Raw genomic sequence first — 26,393 nt, 5'->3', positions numbered from 1 at the left:
GCTGTCCACCAAGGGCTCGGCTCAACCGGCGACGTCCACGATGACCTTGCCCTCGGCGGTGCCGCCGGCGACCAGGCGGTGGGCGTCCGTGACCGTGTCGAGCGTGAACGTGCGTGGATCCAGTCGGGGGCGCAGGGCACCGGCGTCGGCCAGCGCCGCGATCTCGCGCAGAATCTCGCCGTGGTGTTCGCGGCCCCGCCCGGTCAGCATCGGCAACAGGGTGAACACGCCGGAGTAGGTGGCCCCCCGGAACGACAGCGGGGCGAGCGAGTGCGACCCCCAGCCCAGCGCGCTGACCACGTGCCCGTGATGGGTGCGCACCGCCGCGAACGACGCGTCGAGCGTCGGGCCACCGACGTTGTCGACGATGATGTCGAACCCCTCGCCGCCGGTGTACCTCTGCACGTACTCCTCGACGTTGCTTGTGGTGTAGTCGATCGGCACGGCGCCCAGGCTCTCGATCACCCGCATGCTCGCCGGCCCGCCGGTGGCGTACGCCTCGGCGCCGCGCGCCTGGGCCAGCTGCACACCCACGTATCCGACACCGCCGGCACCGCCGTGTACCAGCACCTTCTGCCCGGCGCGGACTCCGGCCCGGTCGACGAGCCCCTCCCAGGAGGTGATCGCCGCCAGTGGCAACGCGGCGGCCTCCCGCATCGACAGGGCGCGGGGCTTGCGGGCCAGTAGTCGGGCGTCCACGGCGGCGTACTCGGCGAGTGAGCCCTGGAGGTCGCCCACGCCCCCGCACAGCCCGTACACCTCGTCTCCGGGCGCGAAGCCGGTCACCTCCGCGCCGACCGCCGCCACGACGCCGGCGAGGTCCAGGCCGAGCACCGCGGGAGGCTGGACACGCGCGTGCGCGGCCTTTCCCGCCTGGATCTTCGTGTCGAGGGGGTTGACGCCGCTGGCGACGATCCGCACCAGCACCTGCCCGCGCCCGGGGATGGGTTGATCGATCTCCTCGACCGTCAGCGGAACGTCGAACTCCCGCAGCACCGCAGCGCGCATAACCATCCACACTCTCCGTGATCGAGGCTTCACGTGGACGCTATCCGACCGGATCGGCGGCGGGGCGGGTTCCTCGGACCGCGCCCCCCACGGGCGGGCCGAGCACCTGTCAGTCGTCTTCGGCACCGTCGAGCAGCGCACGTCGCAGCGCCAGCCGGTGCTTCCGGCGGATCTCCGCCTCCCGGTACCGTCGCCGGTCCCCGTCGGTCTCCGGTAGCAGCGGCGGCACGCTACGAGGCTGGCCGTCGTCGTCGATGGCGACCATGACCAGGTGGGCGGTGGCCACGTCGGTGGGCGGCACCGCCCGGTCCCACCGGTCGGCGGTCACCTTGACGGCCACCTCCATCGAGCTGCGGCCGGCCCAGGTGATCCGGGCGTCGACGTGCACGACGTCACCGACCCGCACCGCGCGCAGGAACGCCGTCTCGTCGATGGCGGCGGTCACCGCCGGCCCGTCGGAGTGCCGGGCGGCGACCACACCGGCGACGGAGTCGATGAGGTTGAGGATCCGGCCGCCGTGCACCGTACCCATCAGGTTGGTGTGGTGCTGGTCCATGATCTGCGACAGGGTCAGGTGCGACGCCGACGGCGCTCGGCCGGCGATGGTGGTGTCGTGCACAGCGGTAGTCCGTCCCTCGGAACCCACACCGCCGGATCACGGACACCCGCTGACGAGGACCTGGCCGCGCGCCACACGCACGGCCCGTCGCCCGCTCAGCCCACCCGCGAGGCCGACGGCAGCGCACACGGTTGTGTACGCGGCGCCGGCAGGTCTTCGGACTCGCGGGCCTGACCGGTGGTGCCGGTCCCCTACTGGCCGTCGCTTCCCGGGCCGTTGGCCCAGTGCTGATGACGGCGGTCGTTCCCACTCACCGCTGCGGGGCAGCCCCGGATTTCCACCGGGTTCCCTCCTACGACGCCCAGCCGGTCACGGCGGGGCGAACCAGCGCCGCCGGCAGCATAGCTGGCCAGGGAATCTGTCCACCCGGGGCATCGTGTCGCGGCGGCCCGCGTCCTCGTCGTCAACTTTCGTCGTCCGAGGAAGAAGATCGTCACCTCTTGAAAAAAGTCTCGCGCGGGTGAGGATATCCAGATGCGTCGTCTCCCCCAGACTTGCGGGCGGGTGGTCTCGGGCCTCCTCGCGTTCCTCCTCGCCTCGGCGGTCGCCCTCCTCGCGTCCGCCCAACCCGCCGCGGCGCACGGGACCCTCGCCGAGTCCACACCGGCGAGCGGCGCCACAGTGCGCGAGCCGTTCACGGAGGTGCGGCTCCTCTTCACCGAGAAGGCCGCCGCCAACGCGTTCTTCACGATCACCGCCCCCGGCGGCACCCGTGTCGACAACGGCTGGTCGCAGGGGGAGCCAAAGCCACTGGAGAAGCCGGTACGGGAGTACTTCCTGGTCAACGGGCAGTTCGAGCCACGGGAGTACACGACGGGGTTCCCCGCGGTGGTGGCCGTCGCCCACCTGCCCGCCAAGGGCCAGTACTCGGTGAGCTACCTGTCGGTCGCCTCGGACGGCGACACCGTGCGGGGCACCCTGACCTTCCGCTACGAGGGGCGGGTGACGGCAGCGCCGAAGGGGTGGGAGCCGCCGTCGACCCAGCCGGACCCGGCGCTGGTGGCCGCCAGCGAGCAGCACAACTCGTCCGGGCAGGCGTCGGCGGTGCCGACCACCGCCGACGATCCGTCGACCCCGCCGGCCGCGGCGGCCCCGTCGACCGGGTCGACCGGGTCGACCGAGGAGAACGGTCCCGGAGCACTGGCCTGGACCGGCTTGGCGGTGGTCGCGGCGGTCGGGGCGGTCGCCGGGTACGTCGTCTGGCGTCGCCGATCGGCGTCCGCCGGCACACCCGCCGGCCGGGGCCGTACCTCGCGGGCGACAGGTCGACGCGGCGGTGGTGCCCGCTCCCCGAACAGGGCCGGCGCTGGCAGGGCCGTCGGCGGCAGGACCGTCGGCGGCAAGGCTGCCGGAGACAAGACCGGCGGCAAGACCGTCGCTGGCAAGACCGTCGGGGCAAAGGCCGGCGGCGGCAAGATCAGCGGGGCCGCCAAGGCCGGCGCGGCGACCGGCGTCGTCGCGCGTACCGCGAGTGACAAGCGGGGGCCCGCCACCGTGCCGGCGGCGCGCAAGGGCGACACGGTCGTCACGGCCCGCACGGGCGTCACCGTCGAGCCGACGCCGACCGGTCCGGTGGAGAGGGCCCTCACCAGCACGGACGACGAGCCGACTGTCGACCCCGGGCCACGGCCCGACACGGACCTCGCCGCCGCGACGCCCGGGTCCCGGTTGAGCAACACCCACCTGGCGCTGCTCGTCGGCGGGCTGGTGATCGCCCTGCTGGCCGGGTTCGGGCTGGCCCGCATCGGGACCGGCGACGAGAACCGGGCGAACCGCGACGCCCGACAGTCCGCGGCGGGTCCGCCCGCCGCGGGGCAGGAGGGCTCCGCGACCGACGGGCACCAACACCCGGCGGGCACCGGGCCGCACACGCATCGGGGTGACGACGCGACGGGCGCGGCGCTGGCGACCGGGACGACGGTCAGCGCCGGCGGCTACACGCTGCAACCGCTGGAGCGGACCCAACCCCCAGGTGTACGCGCCGACTACCGGTTCCGCATCGTCGGGACCGACCGGCAGCCGGCGACCCGCTTCGCGGTCGTCCACGACAAGCCGTTGCACATGATCGTGGTCGGCCGCGACCTGTCCGGCTACCAGCACCTGCATCCGACGATGGCGCCCGACGGCACCTGGAGCGTCCCCCTGACGCTGGCCCGGCCCGGCGGCTACCGCGTCTACGCCGACTTCTCCGTCACCGCGACGAACGGCACACAGATCCCGCTCGTGCTGGGCGTCGACCACACAGTGCCCGGCGCGCACACCCCGACCGCGCTGCCGCCGGTGCGGGCCGAGGCGACGGCCGGGCCCTACAAGGTGTCGATGAACGGCACCCCGACGGTGGGGGTGACGGCGCCGATGCACTTCCAGGTCAGCGCCGACCCGACCATTCCCGCGCAGCTGGAGCGGTACCTGGGCGCGTACGGGCATCTGGTCGTCGTCCGCGAGGGCGATCTCGGGTACGTGCACGTGCACCCCGAGCAGGAGTTGGTCGACGGGTCGGTCAAGTTCTGGCTGACCGCCCCGAGTTCGGGCCGGTACCGGGCGTTCTTCGACTTCCAGATCGCCGGGAAGGTGCACACCGCCGAGTTCACGATCAACGTGCCCTGAGACCGGAACTTTCTCCCCGCCGCGGCCGACCTAACTGCCAGCAGCGATCATCGGAGGAAGAACACATGCGCACCACCAGCCCGCTCGGTTTACGCCGCTCGGCCACCGTCCTCGCCGCCGCGATCCTGGCGGCGGGCGTCGCAGGCTGTGGCTCGGCCGACTCCCCGGCGACGACACAGCCGGGCCGGTCCGCGTCGGCCTCGGCCAACCCGGACGCCGGTGTGGTCGGCATTCGTGACCCGTGGGTGAAGGCGGCCGACAAGGGCATGACCGCGGCGTTCGGGACCCTGGTCAACAACGGCGACAGCGATGTCACGGTGACCAGCGCCACGACCTCGGTGTCGTCGATGGAGCTGCACGAGATGGCCATGCAGGACGGCAAGATGGTCATGCGGCAGAAGCAGGGCGGCATCGTCGTCAAGGCCAGGGGCACGCACGCCCTGGAGCCCGGCGGCGACCACCTGATGCTGATGGACCTCACCAAGCCCGTCCAGGCCGGCGACGAGCTGACGGTCACGCTGACCTTCGCCGACGGCAGGACCCAGCAGTTCACGGCGGTGGCCAAGCCGTTCACCGGCGCGCAGGAGAGCTACGCCCCGGGGCACGGCGAGCCGAAGACCGGCATGAGTGCCACGCCGGGAATGAGCATGAGCCCGGCGTCGTGACCGAGACGCCACCCGTGCGGCCGGTGAGCAGGCGTGGTCTGCTCACCGGCGGAGCGCTGGCCGCCGGAGGAGCGCTGGCCGGCGCAGCCGCGATCGCCGCGACCCGCGCCGGAAGGACCGGGCCACCGTCGGCGACCGCCGACATGACGGTGGCGGCGACAGTCGGCGGGCTGGTCGAGCCGTTCCACGGCCCCCGGCAGGCCGGCGTGGCCACCGAGCCACAGGCGCACGCCTCGTTCGTGGCGTTCACCCTGCGGGCCGGCACCGACCGGGCGGCGCTGGGTCGGATGCTGCGGCTGTTCACCGACGACGCGGCCCGTCTCACCCAGGGCCAACCCGCGCTTGCCGACACCGAGGCCGAACTCGGGCTGCTGCCCGCCCGGTTGACAGTGACCTTCGGCTTCGGGCCCGGCCTGTACCGGGCCGCCGGCGTCGACGACCGCCGGCCAGCCTCTGTCACCGACCTGCCGTCGTTCCGCGTCGACCGCCTCCAGCCGGCCTGGTCCGGCGGTGACCTGCTGGTGCAGATCTGCGCGGACGACGCGATCACCGTCGCCCATGCCCAACGAGTCCTGATCAAGGACAGCCGGCCCTTCGCCACCGTCCGGTGGGTCCAGCGGGGCTTCCGGCGCAGCCCCGGCGTCGAGCCGGGCGGCCACACCCAACGCAACCTGTTCGGCCAGCTCGACGGCACCGCCAACCCCCGGCCCGGCACCCCACTGGACACCGCCCTGTGGGTGCCGGACGGCCCGGCGTGGCTGCGCGACAGCACCACGCTCGTGGTGCGGCGGATCAGCATGAACATGGAGACCTGGGACCTGCTCGGCCGCGCCGATCGTGAACTGGCCATCGGGCGGCGGCTCGACACCGGCGCCCCCCTCACCGGCACCGCCGAGCACGACGAGCCCGACTTCGCCGCCACCGGCGCCGACGGGCTCACCGTCATCCCCGACGTCTCGCACCTCACCCGGGCGCACGTCACCGACGACCGGCTGAAGATCCTGCGCCGGCCCTACAACTACGACGGGGTGCCGACGGCCGAGGGCCACGCCGACAGCGGGTTGATCTTCACGTCGTACCAGGCCGACATCGCCCGGCAGTACCTACCCATCCAACGCCGGTTGGCCGACCGGGACCTGCTCAACGAGTGGACCACGCCGATCGGGTCCGCCGTCTTCGCCATCCCGCCCGGCTGCCGACCGGGAGGATGGATCGGCGAGCAGGTGCTCGGATGAGTCAGCCAACCCGGAGAATCGCCATGACCGTACCGCCGTCCCGCCCCACCGCCGTCCGGCTCGGCGCGGCGGTGCTCGCCGTCGTCGTGGCGCTGCTCGTCCCGGCCGCCCCGGCCTGGGCGCACAACTCGCTCAAGTCGGCGACGCCGGCTCGGGACGCGACAGTGCCGAGCGCACCGACCGAGGTCGCCCTGGAATTCATGCAGCGGCTCGACCCCGCGTTCACGACAATCGTGCTCACCGACGCCGCCAGGCGGAAACTCGCCACCGGCGAGCCGGTGGTCGCCGGTGCGAAGAGCACGGTCCAGGTGACCGACGCACTGCCGAACGGGACGTACACGGTCGCCTACCGGGTCGTCTCCGTCGACGGGCACCCGGTGCAGGGCTCGTACCCGTTCACCGTGGCCGACCCCGCGTCCAGCGCCGCGCCGGCTGCCGACACCGGTACGTCGGCGGCCACTCCCGCCGCCGTCGCCGGGGTGCGGACCGGCGGCGGCACGGGTGCCGGCGTACTCGTCGCGGGGGCCGTGCTCGCCGTCCTCGTCGTGGTGGCCGCCGGGCTGTTGTGGCGGCGGCGGGCCACCCGTCGCTGATCCGACCGCTCACCCCCGTCCGGGGACGGACGGCCGGACACCGTGCCGGACCAGGCCGTCCGTCGGCCGACGATGCGCCGCCCACCCGGTATCGGCGCGCTCACCCCGGCCGAGGAGCGGGTGGCCGAGGTGCTCGCCGCCGGTGCCACGAAGAAGGAGGCCGCCGGGAGCCTCTTCGTCTCCTTCCACACCGTGGACCCGCACCTCCGCTCCATATATCACAAGCTGGGCATTCACCATCGGATGCAGCTGGTGCGGGCCTGGGATCGGTACCGCGCGAGAATCGGCTGATGACCGACACGACCGACCTGACCCCGCTCGCCGAGGGCGTGGAGTGCGAGTTCATGTATTCCTACGAGTCGCGGGCGCCCGAGCCCGCGTACACCGATCTGGGGGTGGCGACCACGCGCATCGGCGGCGGTGTCGCCCTCGCGATGCGCAACGACCCCTCCGGCGGGTACTGGAGCAAGGCGCTCGGCTTCGGCGTCACCGAGCCGTTCACCGTGCGGGTCCTGGATCGCGTCCTCGACTTCTACCGGGAGCAGGGCGTCGACCAGGCGGTCCTCCAGCTCGTCCCGGCGGTCCTGCCCGACGGCTTCGACGCGGTCGCCGCCGCACGTGGGCTGGAGCCGGGCAGCACCTGGGTCAAGCTCGCCGCCCGAGCGGGTGACGTCGCCGCCGCGCAGACCCGCCTGCGGGTCGCCCCGGTGCCGGCGGCCGAGGCGCGGCGCTGGGCCGACGTGCTGCTCGCCGGCTTCGGCATGCCGGCCGGTGGACTCACCGACATGCTGGCCGCGACCGTCGGCGAGCCCGCCTGGAGGCCGCACGCGGCGTGGGACGGCGACGAGATCGTGGCCGGCGGCAACCTGTTCCTGCACGGCGAGTCGGCCTCGCTCAACGCCGCCGCGACGGCACCCGGGCACCGCGGGCTCGGCGCGCAGTCGGCGTTGATCGCCGCCCGCGCCCGCGCCGCGGCGGAGGCCGGGTGCCGGTGGCTGTTCGCCGAGACCGGAAAGCCCGCAGCCGGCCAGCGCAACCCGTCGCTGGACAACATGCGCCGGGCCGGGCTGGTGCCGCTCTACGAACGCCGCAACTGGGTCTGGCGGTCGGCGTCCTGACCGCACCCGGCCAGGTCCCCTCTCGCCGCCCCGGCCACGTCCCCTCCCGCCGGCGAGGAGGGTCACCGTCGCTCAGCGCGGCGGGCCACGCCACGGATCGGCCGGACCCTGCGGGCGGTCGCCGCGCAGGGTGATGCGGTGTACGACACGCCGTGCGCCGCCGTAGTCGCGGTTGGCGTAGTGGGCGGTGCTGCGGTTGTCCCACATCGCCACGTCACCGGGGCGCCACCGGTGTCGGACCAGGTGCTCCGGCTTGGTGAGGTGGGCGTAGAGCAGGTCCAGGATGGCCCGGCTCTCGGCCTCCGACACCCCGACGATGTGCGAGGTGAAACCGGGGTTGACGAAGATGCCCCGGCGGCCGGTCTCCGGGTGGACGCGCACGACCGGGTGCTCCACCGGATCCAGCCGGGTGACGACCTCGCCGTCCCACACACTGCCCCGGCCACCACGGCGTTGGGCCAGGTAGTAGCCGAACTCGCGGTTGCCGTCGTGCACGGCCACCAAGGTGTCGACCAGGCGGCGCACCGGCTCGGCGAGCGAGTCGTACGCGAGTTGGCTGTCCGCCCAGGTCGTGTCACCGCCGCTGGGCGGCAGCGTCACCGCGCGCAGGATCGACCCGAGCGGTGGACGGGCGACGAATGTGACGTCGGTGTGCCACACGTCGGCGAAACCGTTGTCGGCGCTGTCCAGGGCGTACACCTCGGGGTGTCGCTCGTCCACCCCACCGACCACGGGGTGCGAGGCGGTCAGCTCGCCGAGCCGACGGCCGAGGCGTACCTGCCCGTCGTCGTCGAGGCGTTGGTCGGCGAAGAACAGCACCTTGCGGTCCACGAGTGCGGCGCGCACCGCCGCGAGGTCGTCGTCCGTGGCTCGGTGCAGGTCGAGGCCGCGCACCTCGGCGCCGAAGTGCGGGCCGAGTGGGTCCAGGGTCAGGTTCAGCAGGGTGTCGGTCATGGCGGTGCCCCTCACATTCAGGTGGCGGCGGCACGCACGGCGTGGCCGATGGTGGCGCGCAGGGCCGCGTACTCCGGTGAGCCGCGCAACTCGTCCGGTTCGACGCCGCTGCGCGGAAGGTCGACGTCCAGGTCGAGGGCCACCCGGCCGGGCCGGCGGGTCAGGACGATCACCCGGCTGCCGAGGAAGACGGCCTCGTCCACGCTGTGCGTGACGAACACACACGTCCGGCCGGTCTCGGCGCTGACCCGGCGCAGGTCTTCCTGCAACCGCTCCCGGGTGAGCGCGTCGAGCGCCGCGAACGGCTCGTCGAGCAGCAGCAACGGGTTGTCCACGGCCAGCGCCCGCGCGATGGCCACCCGCTGCTGCTGGCCGCCGGAGAGCTGCCAGGTGCGGCGGTGCGCGACGTGCGGCAGGCCGACCCGGTCCAGCAGGGCGGTCACCCGGGGGGACCGCTCGGGCCGGGGCACACCGGCGTAGCGCAGCGCGAGACCGACGTTGCCGCCGACGGTCTTCCACGGCAGCAGCCGGGGTTGCTGGAAGACCAGACCGGCGTTGCGGCCGGGCACCGGCGGCCAGCCCGCGGCGGTCACCGTGCCGGCCGTCGGCTGTTCGAAGCCGGCGATCAGCCGCAGGAGCGTGGTCTTGCCACATCCGGAGGCGCCCACGAGGACCAGAAAGGTGCCCGGCGGTACGCGCAGGTCGATCGGGCCGAGGGCGGTGACCGCGGCCGACCCGGTCCCGTACGTGTGGGTGACGTCGCGGACCTCGACCGCGGCGTCAGGGCTGGAGGACACTCGGCAGACCCTTGGTGTAGACGGCCGCCTCGAACACCGACCGGTCCGGTATCGCGTCGACCTTCTTCTGCCCCTTGAGGAAGACCGCCGCGTTGTAGAGGTTGTCGGCGAGCGCGCCGACCTTCTCGGGCGAGCCCAGCCACTCGGGGCTGGCCAGGTCGGCGGGCTTGAGGAACACGCCCTGACTGAGTTGGTGCTGGGCCGCGGCGGTGTCCAGGTTCAGTTCCCGGCCGACGGCGGTCGCCGCGGCGGTCGGGTCGGTCGCGATGAGGTCGAGGGCCTTCGCCTCGGCCCTGCGCCACGCGTCGACGGCCTCGGGGTGGGCGTCGGCGAACGCTGTGGACACCACGCCGAGGTCCAGCGTGGGCTTACCGGCGGCGGCCAGCTCGCGGCTCGTGACGAGCACCTTGCCGGTCTTCTTCAGGTCGTCGAGCGAGGGCAGCCAGGAGTACGCGGCGTCGAGGTCGCCCCGGGTCCAGGCGGCGAGGATGTCCTGCGGCTCCAGGTCGACGAGCGTCACCTCGTTCTCCTTGACTCCGCCGCGCTCCAGGGCGGCGAGCAGACTGAAGTGCGCGGTCGAGGCGAACGGGGTGCCGATCTTCTTGCCCCGCAGGTCGGTGATGGTGGTGATGGTGGCGCCGTTGCGGGCTACCAGCGCCTCGTTGTCACCGGCGACGTCGAGGACGAAGGCCACCTTGTAGGGCAGGTTCAGTGGCGCCGACAGACCGCGGGCGACCGGGCTGGACCCGATGGCGGCGATGTCCACACTGCCGGCCGCGAACGCGGTGTTGATGCTCGCGCCGGAGTCGAACTTGGTCCAGGTGATCGTGTAGTCCGGCAACGCCTCCTCCAGCAGCCGCTGGTTCTTCACGATCAGGTCGCCGCTCGGGAACGCCTGGTAGGCGAGCCTGATGCTCTTGCGCTGCGGATCGCCGCCGCCGCTGGCAGCGCCGTTGCCGCACCCGGCGAGCGGGGCGGCGGCCAGGAGCAGGGCAGCCGCGAGGAGAGTTCCGACAAGTGGTCTGCGCACGGGACGTCCGTTCTGCGAGGTGGGGAACAGCGTGATCAGCTTCGACCGCGCCAGGGAACGAGCCGGTCCTCCGCGGTGCGCAGCAGCGCGTCGATGAGGAGGCCGGACAGGCCGATGGCGAACAGACCGAGCACCACCACGTCGGTCTGCGAGTAGCGTTGCGCGTCGCGGACCATCCCCCCGATGCCCGGTACGCCGTTGATGGTCTCGGCGGCGACCACCGACGAGTAGGCGATGCCCACGGCGAGCCTGATGCCGGTGAAGATCTCCGGCAGCGCGTGCGGCAGCACCACGTCGCGGGTGACCGCCCACCGCCCGCCGCCCAGCGCACGGGCCGCCTCGACGAGGGTGGCGGGCGCGGCCCTGACGGCGGAGGCGGTGGCGACCGCGACCGGGGGCAGCGCGGCGATGGACAGCAGCCACAGCTTCGGCGTCTCGTCGATGCCGAACCAGATGATGAACAGGCTGAAGTAGGCAAGTGGGGGCAGCGCGCGGACGAAGGTGACGACCGGTTCGGTCGCGACCCGCACCCAGGTGACGGTGCCCATCACCAGGCCGAGCACCAACCCGGCGGCCACGCCCACCACCGAGCCGATGAGGATGCGCCGCAGACTCACGCCGAGGTGCTCGATCAGCAGGTGACCGCTGTAGCCCCGGACACCGTCGTGGGTGGTGGACGTCTGCACGAGGCGGTCCCACACCGCGCCCGGCGACGGGATGAACGTGGGGTTGTCGGTCAGCACCGCGAGGATCTGCCAGAGCGCCAGCAGGACCACCAGGGACACGGCGCGCAGCACGACGCGTCGCCACCACCCGGCCCGCTCCCCCGCCCGTGCTGGACGTGTCGGTGGTGGGGCACCGACGTCGGAGCCCACGGTCTGCGTCGCTGTCACAACAGTCATGGCCTCTCCCGATCAGGATGACCCACTATTCCTACAGTTTTAGTGGGTTATACACAAGGGATCGCCCACTGCGTGGAATCTCGGCGCGGGACGGGCTCAGCCTGCCGTGGGAGACGATGATGCCGGCGAGTCGTCGTGCTGACCCACCGGCATCGGGCCGAGCCGGGGCTCACGCGGGCGCGGCTTGGCCCCCGACTGCTCGCTCACCAGGTACGCCGCGTACCAGTCCGGCCAGTTGTCGTCGTGCTGGCCCGTCCGCTTCTCGTGCTCACCGTGCGCGGCCGCCGCGCGCCGAAGCGCGCCCGCCAGGTCGCTCGCGGAGCCGAACGACGTCAGACCTCCCTCGATGCGCCCGGGAAGCCTCGCCGTGATCTCCTGGAGCAGCCAGGTGTTGCCGTCCGGGTCGCGCAGCGTGGCGCGCGAGAAGTAGCTGCGCCGCTGCGGGTCCGGCCCGTCGACCGGGCCGTCCGGGCTGACGTGGAAGACGTCGCCGACCTCGACACCGGCGGCGACGAGGGTGTCGTGGGTCGCCTCGATGTCGGACACGACCAGGTACGCCATGGCTAAGCCGGGTGCCGCCGACGTGAGCCCGGGACCGAACTGCACCGAGCACGCGGAGCCGGCCGGCCAGCCGCACATCGTCCGGCTCTCCGCGATCGGCGCCGCGCACGACGCACCCACCCGCAACGGTCGGCTCCACGCGCTCTCCGACGCGGAGTTGCAGGAGTCGGGCATCCCCCGGACGATCCTGCGGCCGAGCTTCTTCATGCAACGGCAGCCCCCCGCTGTGCAGGAAGACGACCCTGTCGCCGTGCGGGAAGCTGCCGGCGAGCAGCCCCGCCATCGCCCGGCCGGTGTACGTCGGGTCCAGGAAGACCCCCTCGTCGCGCGCGGTCGCCTCCAACGCCTCGCGCGCCGCCCGGGTGAAACCACCCCGCTGCCCGGCCCGTCAGGAGTTGGCGACCGCCTCGTCCTCGGTGTCGCCTGCCGGTGGGATCGGGAAGTTTCGGTTGAAGATGTTGTCCGGGTCGTACGTGGCCTTGATGGCGCGCAGCCGGGTGAGGGTGGGCTCGGGCCAGGCGTCCAGCAGGCGATCCGGATCGGTGTCGCTCTCGAAGCTGAGATACAGGCCGTCGAGGTGCGGATAGAGCTCGGTCCACAGCTTGTCGAGGTGGGCTCTGCGGTCCGGCACGGTGGCGGCGATCACGGAGAAGTTCTGCGTCCGGTGCGGGTAGGCGGTCGCGTCGCCGGCGACGTCGTTGACCGCCGCGCCGACGGACCGGACCTGCATGATCATCACGTCACCGGAGTCCATCATGGTCGCCATGCGATCCGCGGCCTCGGGTGTGATGTGGTGCAGCAGCCCGCTGCGGGTGTCGTTCAGCCCCTGACCCCGGTGCCGGTTGCCGGGCGGCGCGACGATCGCGGGATAGGGCACGAGCTGCGCCTGCTGGTCGAGAATGGGTCCGATCTCCAGGAACGGGCTCAGCGCCGACCGTGCCGCCTCGATGTCGTCCCCGGCGAAGACGAGGGTGACCTGGGCCGTCGGCGGGTCACCTCGACGACCGGGGAAGAGGGACAGGAAACTTGTCAGGTCCCGTGGTGCCTCCTCGACGAGCTGGCCCCAGCGGCGCAGCAGCCCGGCGGTGTCGGTCGCGTCCGCGACGAGCTGGGCGTAGACGACGTTGTCGACCTCGTCCGCCTCCATCTCGATGGCGGTGACGACGCCGACGTTGCCGCCGGCGCCGCGCACGGCCCAGAACAGGTCGGGATGATGCTCGTCGTCGACGCGGAGCAGGCGGCCGTCGGCGGTCACGATCTCGGCGGCGACGACGTGGTCGATGGTCAGGCCGTGCTTGCGCGCCAGGTATCCGATGCCGCCGGTGGTGGCGAGGCCGCCGACGCCGACGTCACCGTAGTCGCCGGAACTCATCGCCAGGCCGTACGGGGCGAGCGCCTGGGCCACGTGACCCCAGCGGGCGCCCGTTTCGAGCCGGATCCGGCGGGTCGCCCGGTCGAGCACCTCGACCTTGTTCATCAGTGACATGTCGATGACGACTCCCCCGTCGTTCGTCGACCGGCCGCTGATGCCGTGCCCGCCGCTGCGCACGGACAGCGGCACGTTCTGCGTCCGCGCGTACGACACGGCGTCGATCACCTCGGCGACGGCCTGCGGCCGGATGACCAGGGCCGGCGCTCCGGGCCAGCTGTAGCTGTGCCGGACACCGTCGTACTCCGGGTCGCCCGGCTCGACGGACCGGGCGGCCAACGATTGCGGTAGCGCGTCGTAGTCGAGGCCCGGGTGACGCTCGGCCAGGGCGGCGACGCTGCGGACCGGTCCGGTGCCGGGCGTGCCCGCCGCGCGCTCCCTGGCGACCGCCTCGCGCAGCGCGGGGGCGATCTCCTGACCGAGGGTCTGGATCAGGCGCGGGTCGTCACGGCCGATCAGGAAGGTGGTGAACCCCTCTTCGAGGACCATCGGGAGGAGCTGCTCGACCCACTGCTCGGCAGGCCCCTGGAGGAAGCCACGGTTGCGCGACGAGACGTCGACGGTGAACAGGTTGAGCAGCCGCCGGATCTCCCGAGGGTCGCGTCCCGCAGCGACAGCCGCCTCGTCGATGAGCCGGTTGGCGGTCACCCGGTCCGGGGAGCGCAGGTATTCCAGTGTCGGCAGCCAGCCGTTCGCCTTCTGGCCGGTCAACGCCAGCATCTTCGGCTGGTACGCGCCGAGCCAGATGTCGATCTCGTGGGCCGGCTCGGGGCCGCGCTGCGTGCCGGGGGTCGGGTAGTACGTCCCGTCCTGCCGCAGCGGTCCGGGCGCGCTGACGTCCCAGACACCGCGCAGGACGTCGACCGCCTCGCGGAGCGCCTCGACGCCCTGCCCCGGCGTCAGTCGGCGAGCGCCCATGCCCTCGATCCCGTCCCAGAACGCGCCGGCGCCGAGGCCCAGCTCGAAACGGCCGTGGGACAGCCGGTCCAGACTTGCCGCCGCCCTGGCCAGCACGGCCGGCGGACGCAGCGGAAGGCTGAGGACGTTTCCCGAGATCCGCAGCCGTTCCGTGCGGGCCGCGACCCAGCTCAGCAGGGTCCAGGTGTCGAGGAACTCGGCGTTGTAGGGGTGGTCCTGGAAGGAGGTGAGATCCAGTCCCGCCGCCTCGGTCAGCTCGGCGAGCGCCACCACCTGGTCCGGGTTGTGCGCGTCGGGCGTCAGGAAAGTGCCAAACAGGATTTCGTGACCGTAATCAGGCATCTCTTCGACATCTCCGTGGTCGTGTTTCTAGAATATGATCTGTTTTGCAGACCGTATTTCAGACAACACACTTTCCCCACTGGCTCATTCCGCGACCCGTCCTACCGCTTGCGGCCCACCCCGCCGAAGGCGTCGATGTCGGCGGGCGTGTCGACCGCGTCGTCAGGTCGCCACTGCGGGCACGGCACGACGCCGGGCTCCACCACCTCCAGGCCGTCGAGGAACCCGGCGATCTGGTCCGGCGAGCGAAGCGTGTACGGAACCGCACCGCTGTCGTTGTAGTCGTCCTGCGCCTGCTGCATCTCGGCGCTGATCAGGCTCGTGCCGTCGTTGAGGGAGAGGTAGCTGCCGCTGGGCAGCGACGCCAGCAACTGCCGCGTGATCGAGCGGGCCGCCTCGTAGTCGGGCAGGTGGCCCAGCACACCGCTGAGGATGAGCCCGATCGGCTGCTGGAAGTCGAGCGTCCTGCCGGCCTCGGCGATGACCCCGGCCGGGTCGTGCAGGTCGCCGTCGAGGTAGGCGGTCCTGCCCTCGGCCGTGCCGACCAGCAACGCACGGGCGTGGGCCAACACCAGCGGGTCGCTGTCCACGTAGACGATCCGCGCGTCCGGTGCGACCCGCTGCGCCACCTCGTGGGTGTTGTCGGCCGTCGGCAACCCGGTGCCGATATCGAGGAACTGGCGGACGCCCGCCTCACCGGCGAGGAACGTGATCGAGCGGACCAGGAACTGCCGCGAGGCGCGGGCAACGTCGACGACGCCGGGGAAGACCTGCCGGTACTGGTCGCCGGCCTCGCGGTCGACAGCGAAGTTGTCCTTGCCACCGAGCCAGTAGTTCCAGATCCGTGCCGAGTGCGGCACCGACGTGTCGATCTTCTGCACCACATCGACCTCGCCGGCCTCGGGTCGGTCGGTCGCCTGCGAATCAGTGGTCACGACGAACCCCTCTTCTCATCGCGTCCGCGATGTCATGGCGGAGTCGGGCCGCCGAGGATGTGGCCGCCCCGCGACCGTGCCACGTTATATACGGCAATGAATCCGCGCCACCCGAGCGGACTCCACGCGCCGGCCGGCCCGGACCGCCACGGTCGAGGCTGGCGGGACGCCGCCGGGTCTGGGCGGGAGACAGGGGACTGCCGTCAGGCCGTACGGTGGGGTGATGGTCCAGCGTGACGGGGGGCGGCCGGCGATGCGGTACCACCTGCTCGGGCCGGTCGAGGTGTGGTCTCCCGTGGAGGAACGGCTGGCCCTCGGCACGCCGATGCAGGTGCGTCTGCTGGCCGTCCTGCTGTCGCAGCCGGGCAGCGCGTGGTCCATCGACCAACTCGTCGACGAGCTGTGGCAGGGCCGTCCACCTAAGACGGCCGCCGGCAACGTGAAGACCTACGTCTGGGCGTTGCGCCGAGCGCTGCGGTCCCCCGGGGCACCCGACCCCGCCATCCTCGCGGGAGCTACCGGCTATCGGCTCGTCCTCGATGGGCAGACGGTGGACACCGTCGCCTTCGACGACCTGGCCCAGCACGGCTATCAGGCGTTGCGGCAGGACCGCGCCGCGGATGCCCTGCGGGCGTTCGAGGCGGCGCTGGCGCTGTGGCGGGGCGAGCCGTTCGCGGGCCTGCCCGGCGCGGGGGTGTTGCTCTCCGTCCGGGCCCGACTCCAGGAGCAGCGGTCGAGTCTGCTGGAGGAGGTCGCGGACCTCCAGTTGCGCGCCGGCCGGCACAACGAGCTGATCGAGCCGCTCCGGACGCGCGTCGACGGGGATCCGCTGCGCGAGCGCCCCTGGGGGCAGCTCATGGTGGCCCTCGCGCGGGCCGGTCGGCGGGCGGACGCGCTGGCGACGTACCGGCGGTTGCGCCGGGTCCTGTCCGAGGAGGTGGGCGTCGAGCCCGGCGCCGATCTGCAACGGCTGTACACCAGCATCCTGCGGGCCGACCGGGAGGTGTCGACACCAGGGGCGCGGCCGCCGCACCGACCCGCGACCCGGATCGTTCCCCGGCAGTTGCCGGCCCCGCCGACGTTGTTCACCGGCCGCGCCCGCGAGCTGGCCCAGCTCACGACGCTGCTGCTCGACGACACCGACCCGGCCGGCACCGTCGTCGTCACCGGCACCGGCGGTGTCGGAAAGACGTGGCTGGCGTTGCGCTGGGCACACGACAGCCTGCACCACTATCCGGACGGGCAACTCCACGTCGACCTGGGTGGTTTCGGCACTGCCACACAGGAGGCCGCGCCGTCTGCCGTCGTCGTACGCTCGCTGCTGCCCGCCCTGGGCGTCAAGCCCCTGGAGATACCCGCCGAGCCAGCGGCCCAGTTCGCCCTCTACCGGAGTCTGACCGCCGAGCGACGGCTACTCGTGCTGCTCGACAACGCGCGCGACGCCGAACAGGTGCGACCGCTGCTTCCCGGGTCCAGCCGATGCGGCGTGATCGTGACGAGCCGCCACACGCTGCCCGGCCTGGTCGCCGCCGAAGGCGCTCACACCGTGGCACTCGACCTGCCCAGCACCCCCGAAGCACGCCAGTTGCTCGTCCGGCGGCTGGGTGCACGGCGGGCCGCCACCCAGCCGGCCGCGGTGGACGAGCTGATCAGCCGTACCGCGCGGTTGCCCCTCGCACTGTCCATCGTGGCCGCGCGGGCCGCCGCCCGGCCCACGTTCCCGCTCCAGGCCATCGCCGACGATCTGGCCGCGCGCAGGGGTGGGCTCGCCGCCCTGGCCACCGACGACGCCGCCACCGACCTGCGGACGGTGCTCTCCTGGTCGTACCGTCTGCTCAGCCCGGACACGGCCCGGCTGTTCCGGCGGATCAGCCTGCACCCCACTGCGGACATCGGCGCGGCGGCGGCGGCCAGCCTCGCCGGGGCGCCCCCGCACCTGATCCGGCCGGCACTCGACGAGTTGACCCGGGCGAACCTGCTGGCGGAGCAGTCCCCCAACCGCTTCCGCTGTCACGATCTGCTCCGCGCCTACGGGGAGGAGCTGACGGACGCGCACGACTCCCCGGCCGACCGTGGCGCGGCGCGCCAGCGCGTGTTCGACCACTACCTGCGGGCCGCACTCGCCGCGGCGAGGCGTGTCGACTCCAGCCACCAGCCGACCGATCCGCTGCCCGTCGACGGGTCACCGCCGGCGTTCGCCGACCACCGGGCGGCTCTGGCCTGGTTCGGCATCGAACAGGAGGTGCTGCTGGCCGCCGTCGAGGACGCGGCCACCCACCGCTTCGACGCGCACGCCGGGCAGCTCGCCCAGGCCCTCACCCCCCTGCTCAGTCGGATGTCGCTGTGGCACGACCTGAGCACCGTCCAGACGGTAGCGGTAGCTGTCGCCCGACGCCGGGGCGAGCCGCGGGCCGAGGCGGTGGCGCACCGGGACCTCGCGCTGGCACATCTCCAGCTCCGTCGGTACGACGCGGCCCGCCGCCACCTGCGCAGCGCGATGGCGCGGTACGACACGATCGGTGACCGGCCCGGGCAGGCGAGCACCCACCTGCACCTCGCCTGGGTGTACGACACCGAGGGCAACCCGCGGGATGCGCTGCCGCACGCCGAGGCGGCGCTGGCGCTGTCCGGCGGCAGCGACGACCGACGCGGCGCGGCCGCCGCGCTGAACGCGATCGGGTGGGGCCACGCCCGGCTGGGCGAGCACGGCCGGGCCATCACCTACTGTGAGCAGGCACTGGCACTGTACGAGGAGATCGAGGACCGGGTGGGCTGCGCCCACACCTGGGACAGCCTCGGCTTCGCCCATCAGGGTCTCGGTGCGCACCCGACGGCGGCGGCCTGCTACCAGCGCGCCCTCGCACTCTATTCCGACGCCCAGGACCAGTGCGGGCGGGCGGAGACACTCGTCCGGCTCGGCGACACCCATCGGGCGGTGGGCGACCACGACAGCTCGACGGACCTGTGGCGACAGGCGTTGGAGATCTTCGACCGGGTCGGCCATCCGCAGGCCGGGGAGCTGTCCGAGCGGTTGGCGACCTCGCGCTGAGCCTGCCCACGGACCGGCATGGATCCGGCGTGGACCGGGCGTCGGCAGGCTGGGCGCATGCTGACCATGAAGAGACCCACTCTCTGGCGTCGCGGCGGGGTCGACCGCCGACGCCCACCAATTGTCCGTCGACTTCCGGCCGTCGTCGCGGTCCTCGTCGCCCTGTCGCTCAACGCCCCACCGGCGTTCGCGGGCCCCACGCCGGCGTCGTCCGGCGGCACCGGATCGGTCGCCGGGAGCGGCACCGGCGGGTGGAACGGCCGCATCGACTGGCGGGCGTGCCCGGAACGGCCCGACGACCCGGGTACGCGGTGCGGCACCCTGCGGCTCCCGGTGGACTGGGCCCGACCGGGTGGGGAGACCTTCGAGCTGGCCCTGGCCCGGCGCACCGCCACCGACCCGGCAGCCCGCATCGGTGTCCTGGTCTTCAACCCCGGTGGTCCCGGTCTGTCCGGGGTGGACGTGGCGCTGACGGCCGAGACCCAGCTCGGGCCGGACGTGCTGCGCCGCTTCGACCTCGTCGGCTTCGATCCTCGGGGCACGGTCCGTAGCGCGCCGGTGCGCTGCTCATCGGCGTTGCTGGGCCGGCACCCGTCCCTGACGCCCACCAACGCGGCGGAGTTCGAGCGACTCCGCGCCTACAACCGCCAGTTGCGCGACGACTGCCGCGCGCAGAGTGGCCCGCTGTTCGACCACCTCGACAGTGTGAACGTCGCGCGGGACACGGACGCCATCCGGGCGGCACTCGGTGAGCGGCAACTCAGCTTCTACCAGTGGTCCTACGGCACCCTGATCGGGCAGGCGTACGCCGAGTTGTTCCCCGACCGGGTCCGGGCACTGGCCATGGACAGCGTGATGGACCACAGCCAGGGGATCAGGGGGTACGTCCGCAGCGGCGCGGCCAGCAACGAGGCCCTGTTCCACGAGTTCGTGAGCTGGTGCGAGCGAACCTCCGGCTGCGCACTGCACGGACGCGACGTGCCCGCGCTGTACGACCGGCTGATGCGCCGCGCCGACGCCGGCACGCTCGTCGACGCGGGCACCGGCGCCCGGCTCACCTGGTTCGAGCTGGGGTTCGCGACTTTCGTCAACTTCTTCGACGCGACCTGGGCCGACCTCGCGAACATGCTTCTCGCGTTGGAGCGCGGCGAGGAATATCCGCTGGCGTCCCCGATGGTGCCGGTCGACGGCGACGAGGGCCTGACCGAGTACGCCCTGCCCGCGTTCTGCCAGGACTGGTCGCTGCCGGTCGACGGTTTCGCCGAGTGGAACCAGTACCTCGAACTGGCCCGCGCCGCGGCACCGCACCTGCGGGCCTCGCCGTTGGTCGTCCGCTTCACCGCGATCTGCCTGGGGTGGACGGCGAACAACCCGCAGCATCGACTGCGGGTGCGGACGAACGTCCCGCTGCTGCTGCTCAACGGTCGCTACGACCCGGCCACTCCGTACGACGGGGCGCAGCGGGTGGCGAGCCAACTCGGCACGTACGGTCGCCTGCTCACCTACGAGGGGTCGGGCCACGCCAGCTACCCCCGCACCGAGTGCACCCGCGGCCGCGTCGAGCGGTACCTGATCAGCAGGGTCGTCCCGCCGGTCGGTGCGAGCTGCCCGGCCGCCCCGGCCTGACGCGGCGGTGCCGTCCGGACCAGTGCCGGACACCCGGGTCGGCGCCGAGGTCTCAGCCTCGGCGCCGACCCGGCGCGACGCGTTCGGGGCGCGGGGAGCGGATCCCTCCCGCGAGGGAGCACCCTTCCCCTGTCAGCGGGGTTCGTCCGCGCCCAAGCGGCGCAAAGATCGGATGCATGGCGACAACGATCGCCGGCAGGACGGGCCACGGCCAGACGTACGTTGTGCTCGGCTAGGCGCCGTGGCATACGGGGGCGTGCGTCTGGCGTGGACCGTCGGCGAGGCTCCGGAGTTCCGGCGGTTCGGGTCGGACCTGAGCGTCGCGGTGGGGCCTGTGGACGATGACGGCCACCGGGCCGCGACGTTACGGCATTGACATACATCATTAGACGAATTAACTTCCTGGCAACGAGGCGATTGGGAGCGCTCCCACTGGCCGTGCCACCCGAGCGCTCGACGAACAGTCGGGCGCTTGGACGCGTCGACCGCCACCACCATGTCAGGAGAGGTCGCATGAGAAGACGAAGAGGGACAAACACGGCGCTGGTGTCGGCCAGTGCCGTCCTGTTGGCATCGGCCGGGGTCGCCCTGGCGATGCCGGCCGGGGCGGCAGCCGCCGGCTGCTCGGTGGACTACAGCGTGTCGTCGCAGTGGCAGGGTGGCTTCGGCGCCAACGTCGCCATCACCAATCTCGGTGACCCGGTCAGCAGCTGGACGCTTGGCTGGTCCTACGGTGCCGGGCAGACCGTCACGCAGGCGTGGAACACGACGCTGACGCAGAGCGGTGCCGCGGTCACCGCCAAGAACGTCAGTTACAACGGGGCCATCCCCACCAACGGCACCGTCTCGTTCGGCTTCAACGGCTCGTGGACCGGCAGCAACCCCGCTCCGACAAGCTTCACGCTCAACGGGGTGGTCTGCACCGGTGACCCCGTGCCGACCACGCCACCACCGACCAGCGCACCGCCCACCACCCCGCCGCCCACCACGCCGCCGCCGACGACTCCGCCGCCGAACGGGCCGGCGGACATCACTGTGAACAGCGCAACCAGGTACCAGACCGTGGACGGGTTCGGGGCCGCGCAGTCGATCTGGGGCAGCGCCTGGTCGACGACGGACACGCAGACGCTTGTCGGGATGGGCGCCAACCAGTTGGGGCTGTCCATCGTGCGGACCGGCCTGTCGCCGGAGTCCAGCGAGTGGGCGACGCACGTCGACTCGTTGAAGACGGCCGAGTCGTACGGGTCGAACGTGAAGATCCTCGCCTCGCCGTGGACCGCGCCGGCGGCGTGGAAGACGAACAACAGCCGGGTCAACGGCGGCAAGCTGAAGACCGACTACTACGACGACTACGCCAACCATCTCAACAGCTACGTGCAGTACATGCGTGGCCAGGGCGTGAACATCGACGTCACGTCGGTGCAGAACGAACCCGACTGGCACCCGAACTACGACTCGATGGACTGGAGCGGCACCGAGCTGCGCAATTTCGTCCGTGACCAGGGCACGAAGGTGCAGAACACCAAGCTGATGGTCGCCGAGGCGGTCAACCTCAACTACAACTTCACCGACCCGACCCTCAACGACACCACCGCCCGCAACAACATCGGCTACATCGGCGGACACCTGTACGGCACCGAGGACTCCGGCCGGCTCAAGCCGTACCCGTTGGCCGCGCAGTACAACAAGCCGGTGTGGATGACCGAGTGGAACCTGCACGAGGCCGACGGTGGCGGCTCCAACATCTGGGGCAACCCCGCCAACCAGACGGTCTGGAACGAGACACTCGACGACATCATGCGCACCGTGCACCGGTCGATGGAGGCCAACTGGAGCGCCTACATCTGGTGGTACGGCAAGCGCTACTACTCCTTCATCGGTGACGGTGAGGCCGCGTTCGGCACCGTCGCGGGCGCTCCGCTCAAGCGCGGGTACGCCTTCTCGCAGTACGCCAAGTACGTCCGCCCCGGCTACCAGCGGGTCGGCCTGACGAAGAGTTCCAAGGCGTCACCGCTGGAGGTGACCGCCTACCAGGGCGACGGCAAGATCACGCTGGTGATCCTCAACCGGTCCAACAGCGCGGTCAACAACGCCGTGATCCAGGCACCGCAGAACGTCACCAAGGCCGAGCACTTCCTGACCTCGCAGAACGCGAACGCGGCAAGCCAGCCGACGAGTGTCAACGGCGGTCAGGCCACCATCAACGTCGGCGCGCGCAGCATCTCCACGCTCGTCTTCACCCTCTGAACACCGCAGCTCGACCCTGACACCCGGCCCGACGTCACGGGAGCCCCGGCAACCAGCCGGGGCTCCCGCTTCGCGACGGTCAGTGCGAGTGGCGCGGCACGGCGCTGCCGCTGCCGCCGACCAGGAAGTCCAGGTCGGCGCCCTGGTCGGCCTGTAGGACGTGTTCGCTGTACAGCTTTGCCCAGCCCCGGTCGGCGGTCAGCGGTGGTGGTTGCCAGGCGGCGCGGCGCTGGGCGAGTTCCGTGTCGTCGACAAGGAGGTCCAGGCGCCGCGTCGCGACGTCGACCCGGACCAGGTCGCCGGTGCGCACCAGCGCCAGCGGGCCACCCACCGCCGCCTCCGGTGCCACGTGCAGGACACAGGTGCCATAGCCGGTGCCGCTCATGCGGGCGTCGGAGATCCGCACCATGTCCGTGATGCCGGCTTCGAGCAACCGACGCGGCATGGGCACGTTGCCGACCTCCGGAAACCCGGGATAACCGCGTGGGCCGGCGTTTCGGACCACGATCACCGTGTCGGGGGTGACCTCCAGGTCGGGATCGTCGGCGGCGACGACGTAGTCCTCGATCCGGTCGAAGACGAGCGCCGGCCCGGTGTGCGCGAGAAGGTGGGCGGAGGCGGCGGACACCTTCAGCACGGCCCCGTCCGGAGCGAGTGACCCGCGCAGCACCACGGTGCCCGAACCGGCGGGCTGGAACGGCTCGGCCATCGTGCCGATGACCTGCCGGTTCCAGCACTGGACGCCGCTGATGTTGTCGGCCACGCTCTTCCCGCTGACGGTGACGTGCTCCGTGTGCAGCAGCGAGGCGATCTCGTTCATCACCGCCGGCACGCCGCCCGCGTAGGCGAAGTCCTCCATCAGGTACGCCCCGGACGGCATCAGGTTGACGAGCATGGGCACGTCGGCGGTGAGGGTGTCGAAGTCCTCCAGGGTCAGCGGGACGCCGAGGCGGCCGGCGATCGCCAGCAGGTGCACGACGGCGTTCGTGGAACCGCCGATCGCGGCGTTGACCCGGATGGCGTTCTCGAACGCCTCCCGGGTCAGCACCGTGGACAGCCGTTGGTCCTGCTCGACCATGGCGACGATCCGGCGGCCGGCGGCCTGTGCGAGCGCGTACCGGCGCGAGTCGACAGCCGGCACGGCGGCCGCTCCCGGCAGTTGCACGCCCAACGCCTCGGTCACGCAGGCCATCGTGGAGGCGGTGCCCATTGTCATGCAGTGCCCCCGGCTGCGGGACATGCCGACCTCCGCCTCCGCGCAGTCGGCAGCGGTCATCCGGCCGGCGCGCTGCTCCTCGGTGAAACGCCAGACGACGGTGCCCGACCCGATGTCCTGGCCCCGGAACTTGCCGTTCAGCATCGGGCCACCGGTGATCATCAGGGTGGGCAGGTCGACGCTCGCCGCGCCCATCAGCAGGCCGGGGGTGGTCTTGTCGCAGCCGGAGAGCAGGATCACCCCGTCCAGGGGGTTGGCGCGGACCGACTCCTCCAACTCCATGGCCAGCAGATTGCGGTAGAGCATTGTCGTGGGCCGCATCAGGGGCTCACCCAGGCTCATGGCGGGAAACTCCAGCGGCAGGCCGCCGCTCTCCCACACGCCGCGCTTCACCGATTCGGCCAGATCGCGCAGATGCGCGTTGCAGGGTGTCAGCTCCGACCAGGTGGTGGCGATGCCGATCACCGGGCGACCGTCGAAGACGTCGTCGGCGAAACCCTGGTTGCGCATCCAGGACCGGTGGATGAACCCGTTGCGGCCCTCCGCACCGAACCACTGCCCGCTGCGCAGCGGACGATCCGTCGTCGACATCAGCACACCTCTCTGTCATGCGTGCGGCCGCGGGGGTCCGCGGCGGTCACGGGTGGCACCTACCGGAGGCCGCCGACGGACAGCCCGCCGCGCCAGTGCCGTTGCAGGCTGAAGAACGCGATGGCCAGTGGGATCACCGAGACCAGCGAGCCCAGGATGATGAGGCTCCACAGCGAGGTGCCTCCCGTGTTGTTCGCCGAGGCGATCCCCTGCCAGAGGCCGAGGCCGACGGTCACCGGGAAGAGCCGGTTGTCGGAGAGCATGGCCAGCGGCAGGAAGTAGTTGTTCCAGGAGGCCACCGCGGACAGCAGGAGCACGGTGACCACCGCGGGGCGCATCAGCGGGAGGGCGATCTGGACGAACGTGCGCAGCTCGCCCGCGCCGTCGACCCGCGCCGCGTCCAGCAGCTCGTCGGGCACCGCGTCCCGCGCGTACACGTGCATCAGGTAGACGCCGAACGGATTGAGCAGCGACGGGAGGATCACCGCCCAGACCGTGTTGGTCAGGCCGAGCCGGGAGAACAGGATGAACGTCGGGATGACCAGGGCGGTGGCGGGCACCATCACCGCGCCGAGCACGACGGCGAAGCTGAAGCGCCGGGCGGCGAAACGGTACTTCGCGAAGCCGTAGCCGGCCAGCACCGACAGCACAGTGGCGCCGATTCCGCCGGCGATCGCGTACAACGTGGAGTTGAGGATCCACCGCAGGTAGATGCCGCCGTCGTAGGTGAACAGCTGCCTGAGGTTGCCGACGTAGTCGATCTGGTCGGAGAACCACATGGTGTTGCCGCCGCCGAACAGACCCGGTGCGTCCTTGGAGCTGTTGACGACGACCCACCAGAAGGGTACGAGGAAGTAGATCACCATGAAGCCGAGGAGGATCTGTAGCGGCAGGTAGCGCTGCGGTCGGCGAGGGCCTGCGCTGACGCTTGTGCGGTTGGCCATCAGAGGAAGCTCCTCCGCTTGCGGGTGAGGAACAGGAACACGTACACGCAGATGAACACGATGCCGCCGAGGGCGAACGAGATCGCCGATCCGTAGTTGAAGTTGGCGAGCGAGAACGCCTGCTGGTACGCGTACATGTTGGGGGTGAAGTCCGTGCCGATCGTGCCGGCGGCGAGATACCGCAGGATCTGCGGTTCGTTGAAGAACTGCAGGGTGCCGATGAGCGCGAAGACCAGGATGAGGCTCAGCGCGGGCGCGATCAGCGGGATCTTGATCCGCAGCGCGACCTGCCACCGCCCGGCGCCGTCCATCCGGGCGGCCTCGTAGAGCGTCGGGTCGACCCCCTGCAACGCCGCGTACAGGATGATCATGTAATACCCCACCCACTGCCAGGTGACGACGTTGAGCAGGCCGTAGAAGATCAGGTTGCTGCCCAGGAAGTCGGGTGCGGTCGCCCCGAACAGCCCGAAGATGTCGGTGAGCGGGCCGAAGCCCTTGCTGTAGAGGAAACCCCACATCACCGCGCCGATGACCGTCGGAATCGCGTAGGGCAGGAAGATCATGAGGCGGGAGAAGCGGGCGAACACGGACGTCACCGCGTCCAGGATGAGGGCCACCGCGAGCGCGATGGCGATCTGCACCGGGATGGCGACAATGGCGAAGCGGATGACGAACCACGCCCCGGACAGGAAGCTCGGGTCGGTGAACGCCTTCACGTAGTTGTCGAAGAGGACGAAGCTGGTGCCGCCGATCAGTTTCTTCTGAAAGAGGCTGAGGTACAGCGCGTAGCCCAGCGGCGCGATGAGGAACGCCAGGAAGACGACAGCGAACGGCCCGACGAAGAACCACCCCATCAGGTGTTCGCGAAGGTGCACCTTGCCACGGGTCGTGCGTGTCTCGGCGCGGGTACGCGCGGCGCGCTGCTCGGTCAGGAGTGTCATCTGTGGTCTCCGGGACGTGGACGCTACGGGTCGTGGGAGGGTGGGCCGGCCGTCCAGCGGCGGCAC

Annotated in this window: 21 protein-coding genes and 1 riboswitch; of the genes, 9 read left to right on the top strand and 12 right to left on the bottom strand. The window is 71.7% G+C overall.

Annotated features, from left to right (window positions below; genetic code table 11):
- Positions 1-21 precede the first annotated feature (21 nt).
- Both AB0A95_RS11330 and AB0A95_RS11325 read right to left on the bottom strand, forming a co-directional pair.
- Entirely contained in the window at positions 22-1,014 is a 993-nt protein-coding gene (locus AB0A95_RS11330) for a zinc-dependent alcohol dehydrogenase family protein (protein ID WP_357555569.1), read from the bottom strand.
- A gap of 103 nt (positions 1,015-1,117) precedes the next feature.
- The gene (locus AB0A95_RS11325) at positions 1,118-1,564 is read right to left on the bottom strand and encodes an acyl-CoA thioesterase (RefSeq protein ID WP_357555613.1); all 447 of its coding nucleotides are present in this window, start codon (positions 1,562-1,564) and stop codon (positions 1,118-1,120) included.
- A gap of 192 nt (positions 1,565-1,756) precedes the next feature.
- Positions 1,757-1,971: riboswitch (cobalamin riboswitch) on the bottom strand.
- 130 nt (positions 1,972-2,101) lie between these two features.
- Between AB0A95_RS11325 and AB0A95_RS11320 the strand changes: the two genes are divergently transcribed.
- The 6 genes from AB0A95_RS11320 (at position 2,102) to AB0A95_RS11295 (ending at position 7,845) form a co-directional block, all read left to right on the top strand.
- The gene (locus AB0A95_RS11320; RefSeq protein ID WP_357555568.1) at positions 2,102-4,234 is read left to right on the top strand and encodes a copper resistance protein CopC; all 2,133 of its coding nucleotides are present in this window, start codon (positions 2,102-2,104) and stop codon (positions 4,232-4,234) included.
- A gap of 65 nt (positions 4,235-4,299) precedes the next feature.
- Positions 4,300-4,899 (top strand): copper chaperone PCu(A)C, encoded by a 600-nt coding sequence (locus tag AB0A95_RS11315; protein ID WP_357555567.1) that lies wholly within the window; start codon positions 4,300-4,302, stop codon positions 4,897-4,899.
- 23 nt (positions 4,900-4,922) lie between these two features.
- Positions 4,923-6,134, top strand: a complete 1,212-nt coding sequence (locus AB0A95_RS11310) for a Dyp-type peroxidase (RefSeq protein WP_357555566.1) — start codon at positions 4,923-4,925, stop codon at positions 6,132-6,134.
- Between the two features lie 23 nt (positions 6,135-6,157).
- Positions 6,158-6,727: a copper resistance CopC family protein gene (locus AB0A95_RS11305; RefSeq protein ID WP_357555565.1), complete on the top strand. Its 570-nt coding sequence runs from the start codon at positions 6,158-6,160 to the stop codon at positions 6,725-6,727.
- Between the two features lie 42 nt (positions 6,728-6,769).
- Positions 6,770-7,018 (top strand): helix-turn-helix transcriptional regulator, encoded by a 249-nt coding sequence (locus tag AB0A95_RS11300; protein ID WP_357555564.1) that lies wholly within the window; start codon positions 6,770-6,772, stop codon positions 7,016-7,018.
- The gene (locus tag AB0A95_RS11295; RefSeq protein WP_357555563.1) at positions 7,018-7,845 is read left to right on the top strand and encodes a GNAT family N-acetyltransferase; all 828 of its coding nucleotides are present in this window, start codon (positions 7,018-7,020) and stop codon (positions 7,843-7,845) included. Before AB0A95_RS11300 ends, AB0A95_RS11295 begins: the two co-directional genes overlap by 1 nt.
- Positions 7,846-7,917: 72 nt before the next feature.
- Here AB0A95_RS11295 and AB0A95_RS11290 read toward each other — a convergent pair whose 3' ends face one another.
- The 7 genes from AB0A95_RS11290 to AB0A95_RS11260 all read right to left on the bottom strand — a co-directional run bounded on the left by AB0A95_RS11290 (position 7,918) and on the right by AB0A95_RS11260 (position 15,713).
- Positions 7,918-8,799 (bottom strand): TauD/TfdA family dioxygenase, encoded by an 882-nt coding sequence (locus AB0A95_RS11290; protein ID WP_357555562.1) that lies wholly within the window; start codon positions 8,797-8,799, stop codon positions 7,918-7,920.
- 17 nt (positions 8,800-8,816) lie between these two features.
- A complete protein-coding gene (locus tag AB0A95_RS11285; RefSeq protein ID WP_357555561.1) occupies positions 8,817-9,596 on the bottom strand; it encodes an ABC transporter ATP-binding protein in 780 nt (259 codons plus the stop codon).
- Positions 9,580-10,626 carry a glycine betaine ABC transporter substrate-binding protein gene (locus AB0A95_RS11280; protein ID WP_357555560.1) on the bottom strand — a complete coding sequence of 349 codons (1,047 nt, stop codon included), beginning with the start codon at positions 10,624-10,626 and terminating at the stop codon, positions 9,580-9,582. The genes AB0A95_RS11285 and AB0A95_RS11280 overlap by 17 nt, the downstream gene beginning before the upstream one ends.
- A 35-nt stretch (positions 10,627-10,661) precedes the next feature.
- The gene (locus tag AB0A95_RS11275) at positions 10,662-11,528 is read right to left on the bottom strand and encodes an ABC transporter permease (RefSeq protein ID WP_357555559.1); all 867 of its coding nucleotides are present in this window, start codon (positions 11,526-11,528) and stop codon (positions 10,662-10,664) included.
- Between the two features lie 96 nt (positions 11,529-11,624).
- A complete protein-coding gene (locus AB0A95_RS11270; RefSeq protein ID WP_357555558.1) occupies positions 11,625-12,296 on the bottom strand; it encodes a hypothetical protein in 672 nt (223 codons plus the stop codon).
- 181 nt (positions 12,297-12,477) lie between these two features.
- Positions 12,478-14,778 (bottom strand): LLM class flavin-dependent oxidoreductase, encoded by a 2,301-nt coding sequence (locus tag AB0A95_RS11265; protein WP_357555557.1) that lies wholly within the window; start codon positions 14,776-14,778, stop codon positions 12,478-12,480.
- Between the two features lie 101 nt (positions 14,779-14,879).
- Positions 14,880-15,713, bottom strand: coding sequence for an SAM-dependent methyltransferase (locus AB0A95_RS11260; protein WP_357555556.1), 834 nt, complete (start codon positions 15,711-15,713; stop codon positions 14,880-14,882).
- A 223-nt stretch (positions 15,714-15,936) separates the two neighbouring features.
- Between AB0A95_RS11260 and AB0A95_RS11255 the strand changes: the two genes are divergently transcribed.
- The 3 genes from AB0A95_RS11255 (at position 15,937) to AB0A95_RS11245 (ending at position 22,635) form a co-directional block, all read left to right on the top strand.
- A complete protein-coding gene (locus AB0A95_RS11255) occupies positions 15,937-18,762 on the top strand; it encodes a BTAD domain-containing putative transcriptional regulator (RefSeq protein WP_357555555.1) in 2,826 nt (941 codons plus the stop codon).
- A 66-nt stretch (positions 18,763-18,828) separates the two neighbouring features.
- Positions 18,829-20,388, top strand: a complete 1,560-nt coding sequence (locus AB0A95_RS11250) for an alpha/beta fold hydrolase (RefSeq protein ID WP_357555554.1) — start codon at positions 18,829-18,831, stop codon at positions 20,386-20,388.
- 513 nt (positions 20,389-20,901) lie between these two features.
- Positions 20,902-22,635, top strand: coding sequence for a cellulose binding domain-containing protein (locus AB0A95_RS11245; protein WP_357555553.1), 1,734 nt, complete (start codon positions 20,902-20,904; stop codon positions 22,633-22,635).
- A 79-nt stretch (positions 22,636-22,714) separates the two neighbouring features.
- Here the strand turns inward: AB0A95_RS11245 and AB0A95_RS11240 are convergent, their stop codons facing one another.
- From AB0A95_RS11240 to AB0A95_RS11230, 3 genes are read right to left on the bottom strand one after another with little or no spacing between them, the layout of a single operon-like run.
- A complete protein-coding gene (locus AB0A95_RS11240) occupies positions 22,715-24,442 on the bottom strand; it encodes an IlvD/Edd family dehydratase (RefSeq protein WP_357555552.1) in 1,728 nt (575 codons plus the stop codon).
- A gap of 59 nt (positions 24,443-24,501) precedes the next feature.
- Positions 24,502-25,386 (bottom strand): carbohydrate ABC transporter permease, encoded by an 885-nt coding sequence (locus tag AB0A95_RS11235; RefSeq protein WP_357555551.1) that lies wholly within the window; start codon positions 25,384-25,386, stop codon positions 24,502-24,504.
- The gene (locus AB0A95_RS11230; RefSeq protein WP_357555550.1) at positions 25,386-26,327 is read right to left on the bottom strand and encodes a sugar ABC transporter permease; all 942 of its coding nucleotides are present in this window, start codon (positions 26,325-26,327) and stop codon (positions 25,386-25,388) included. Before AB0A95_RS11230 ends, AB0A95_RS11235 begins: the two co-directional genes overlap by 1 nt.
- Positions 26,328-26,393: the final 66 nt, after the last annotated feature.

Origin of the sequence: Micromonospora sp. NPDC049230 (genome assembly GCF_040647875.1) — a bacterium.
Classification (GTDB): Bacteria; Actinomycetota; Actinomycetes; order Mycobacteriales; family Micromonosporaceae; genus Micromonospora.
The sequence above is the reverse complement of the archived record's forward strand: the minus strand, read 5'-3'. Positions and strand labels throughout refer to the sequence as shown.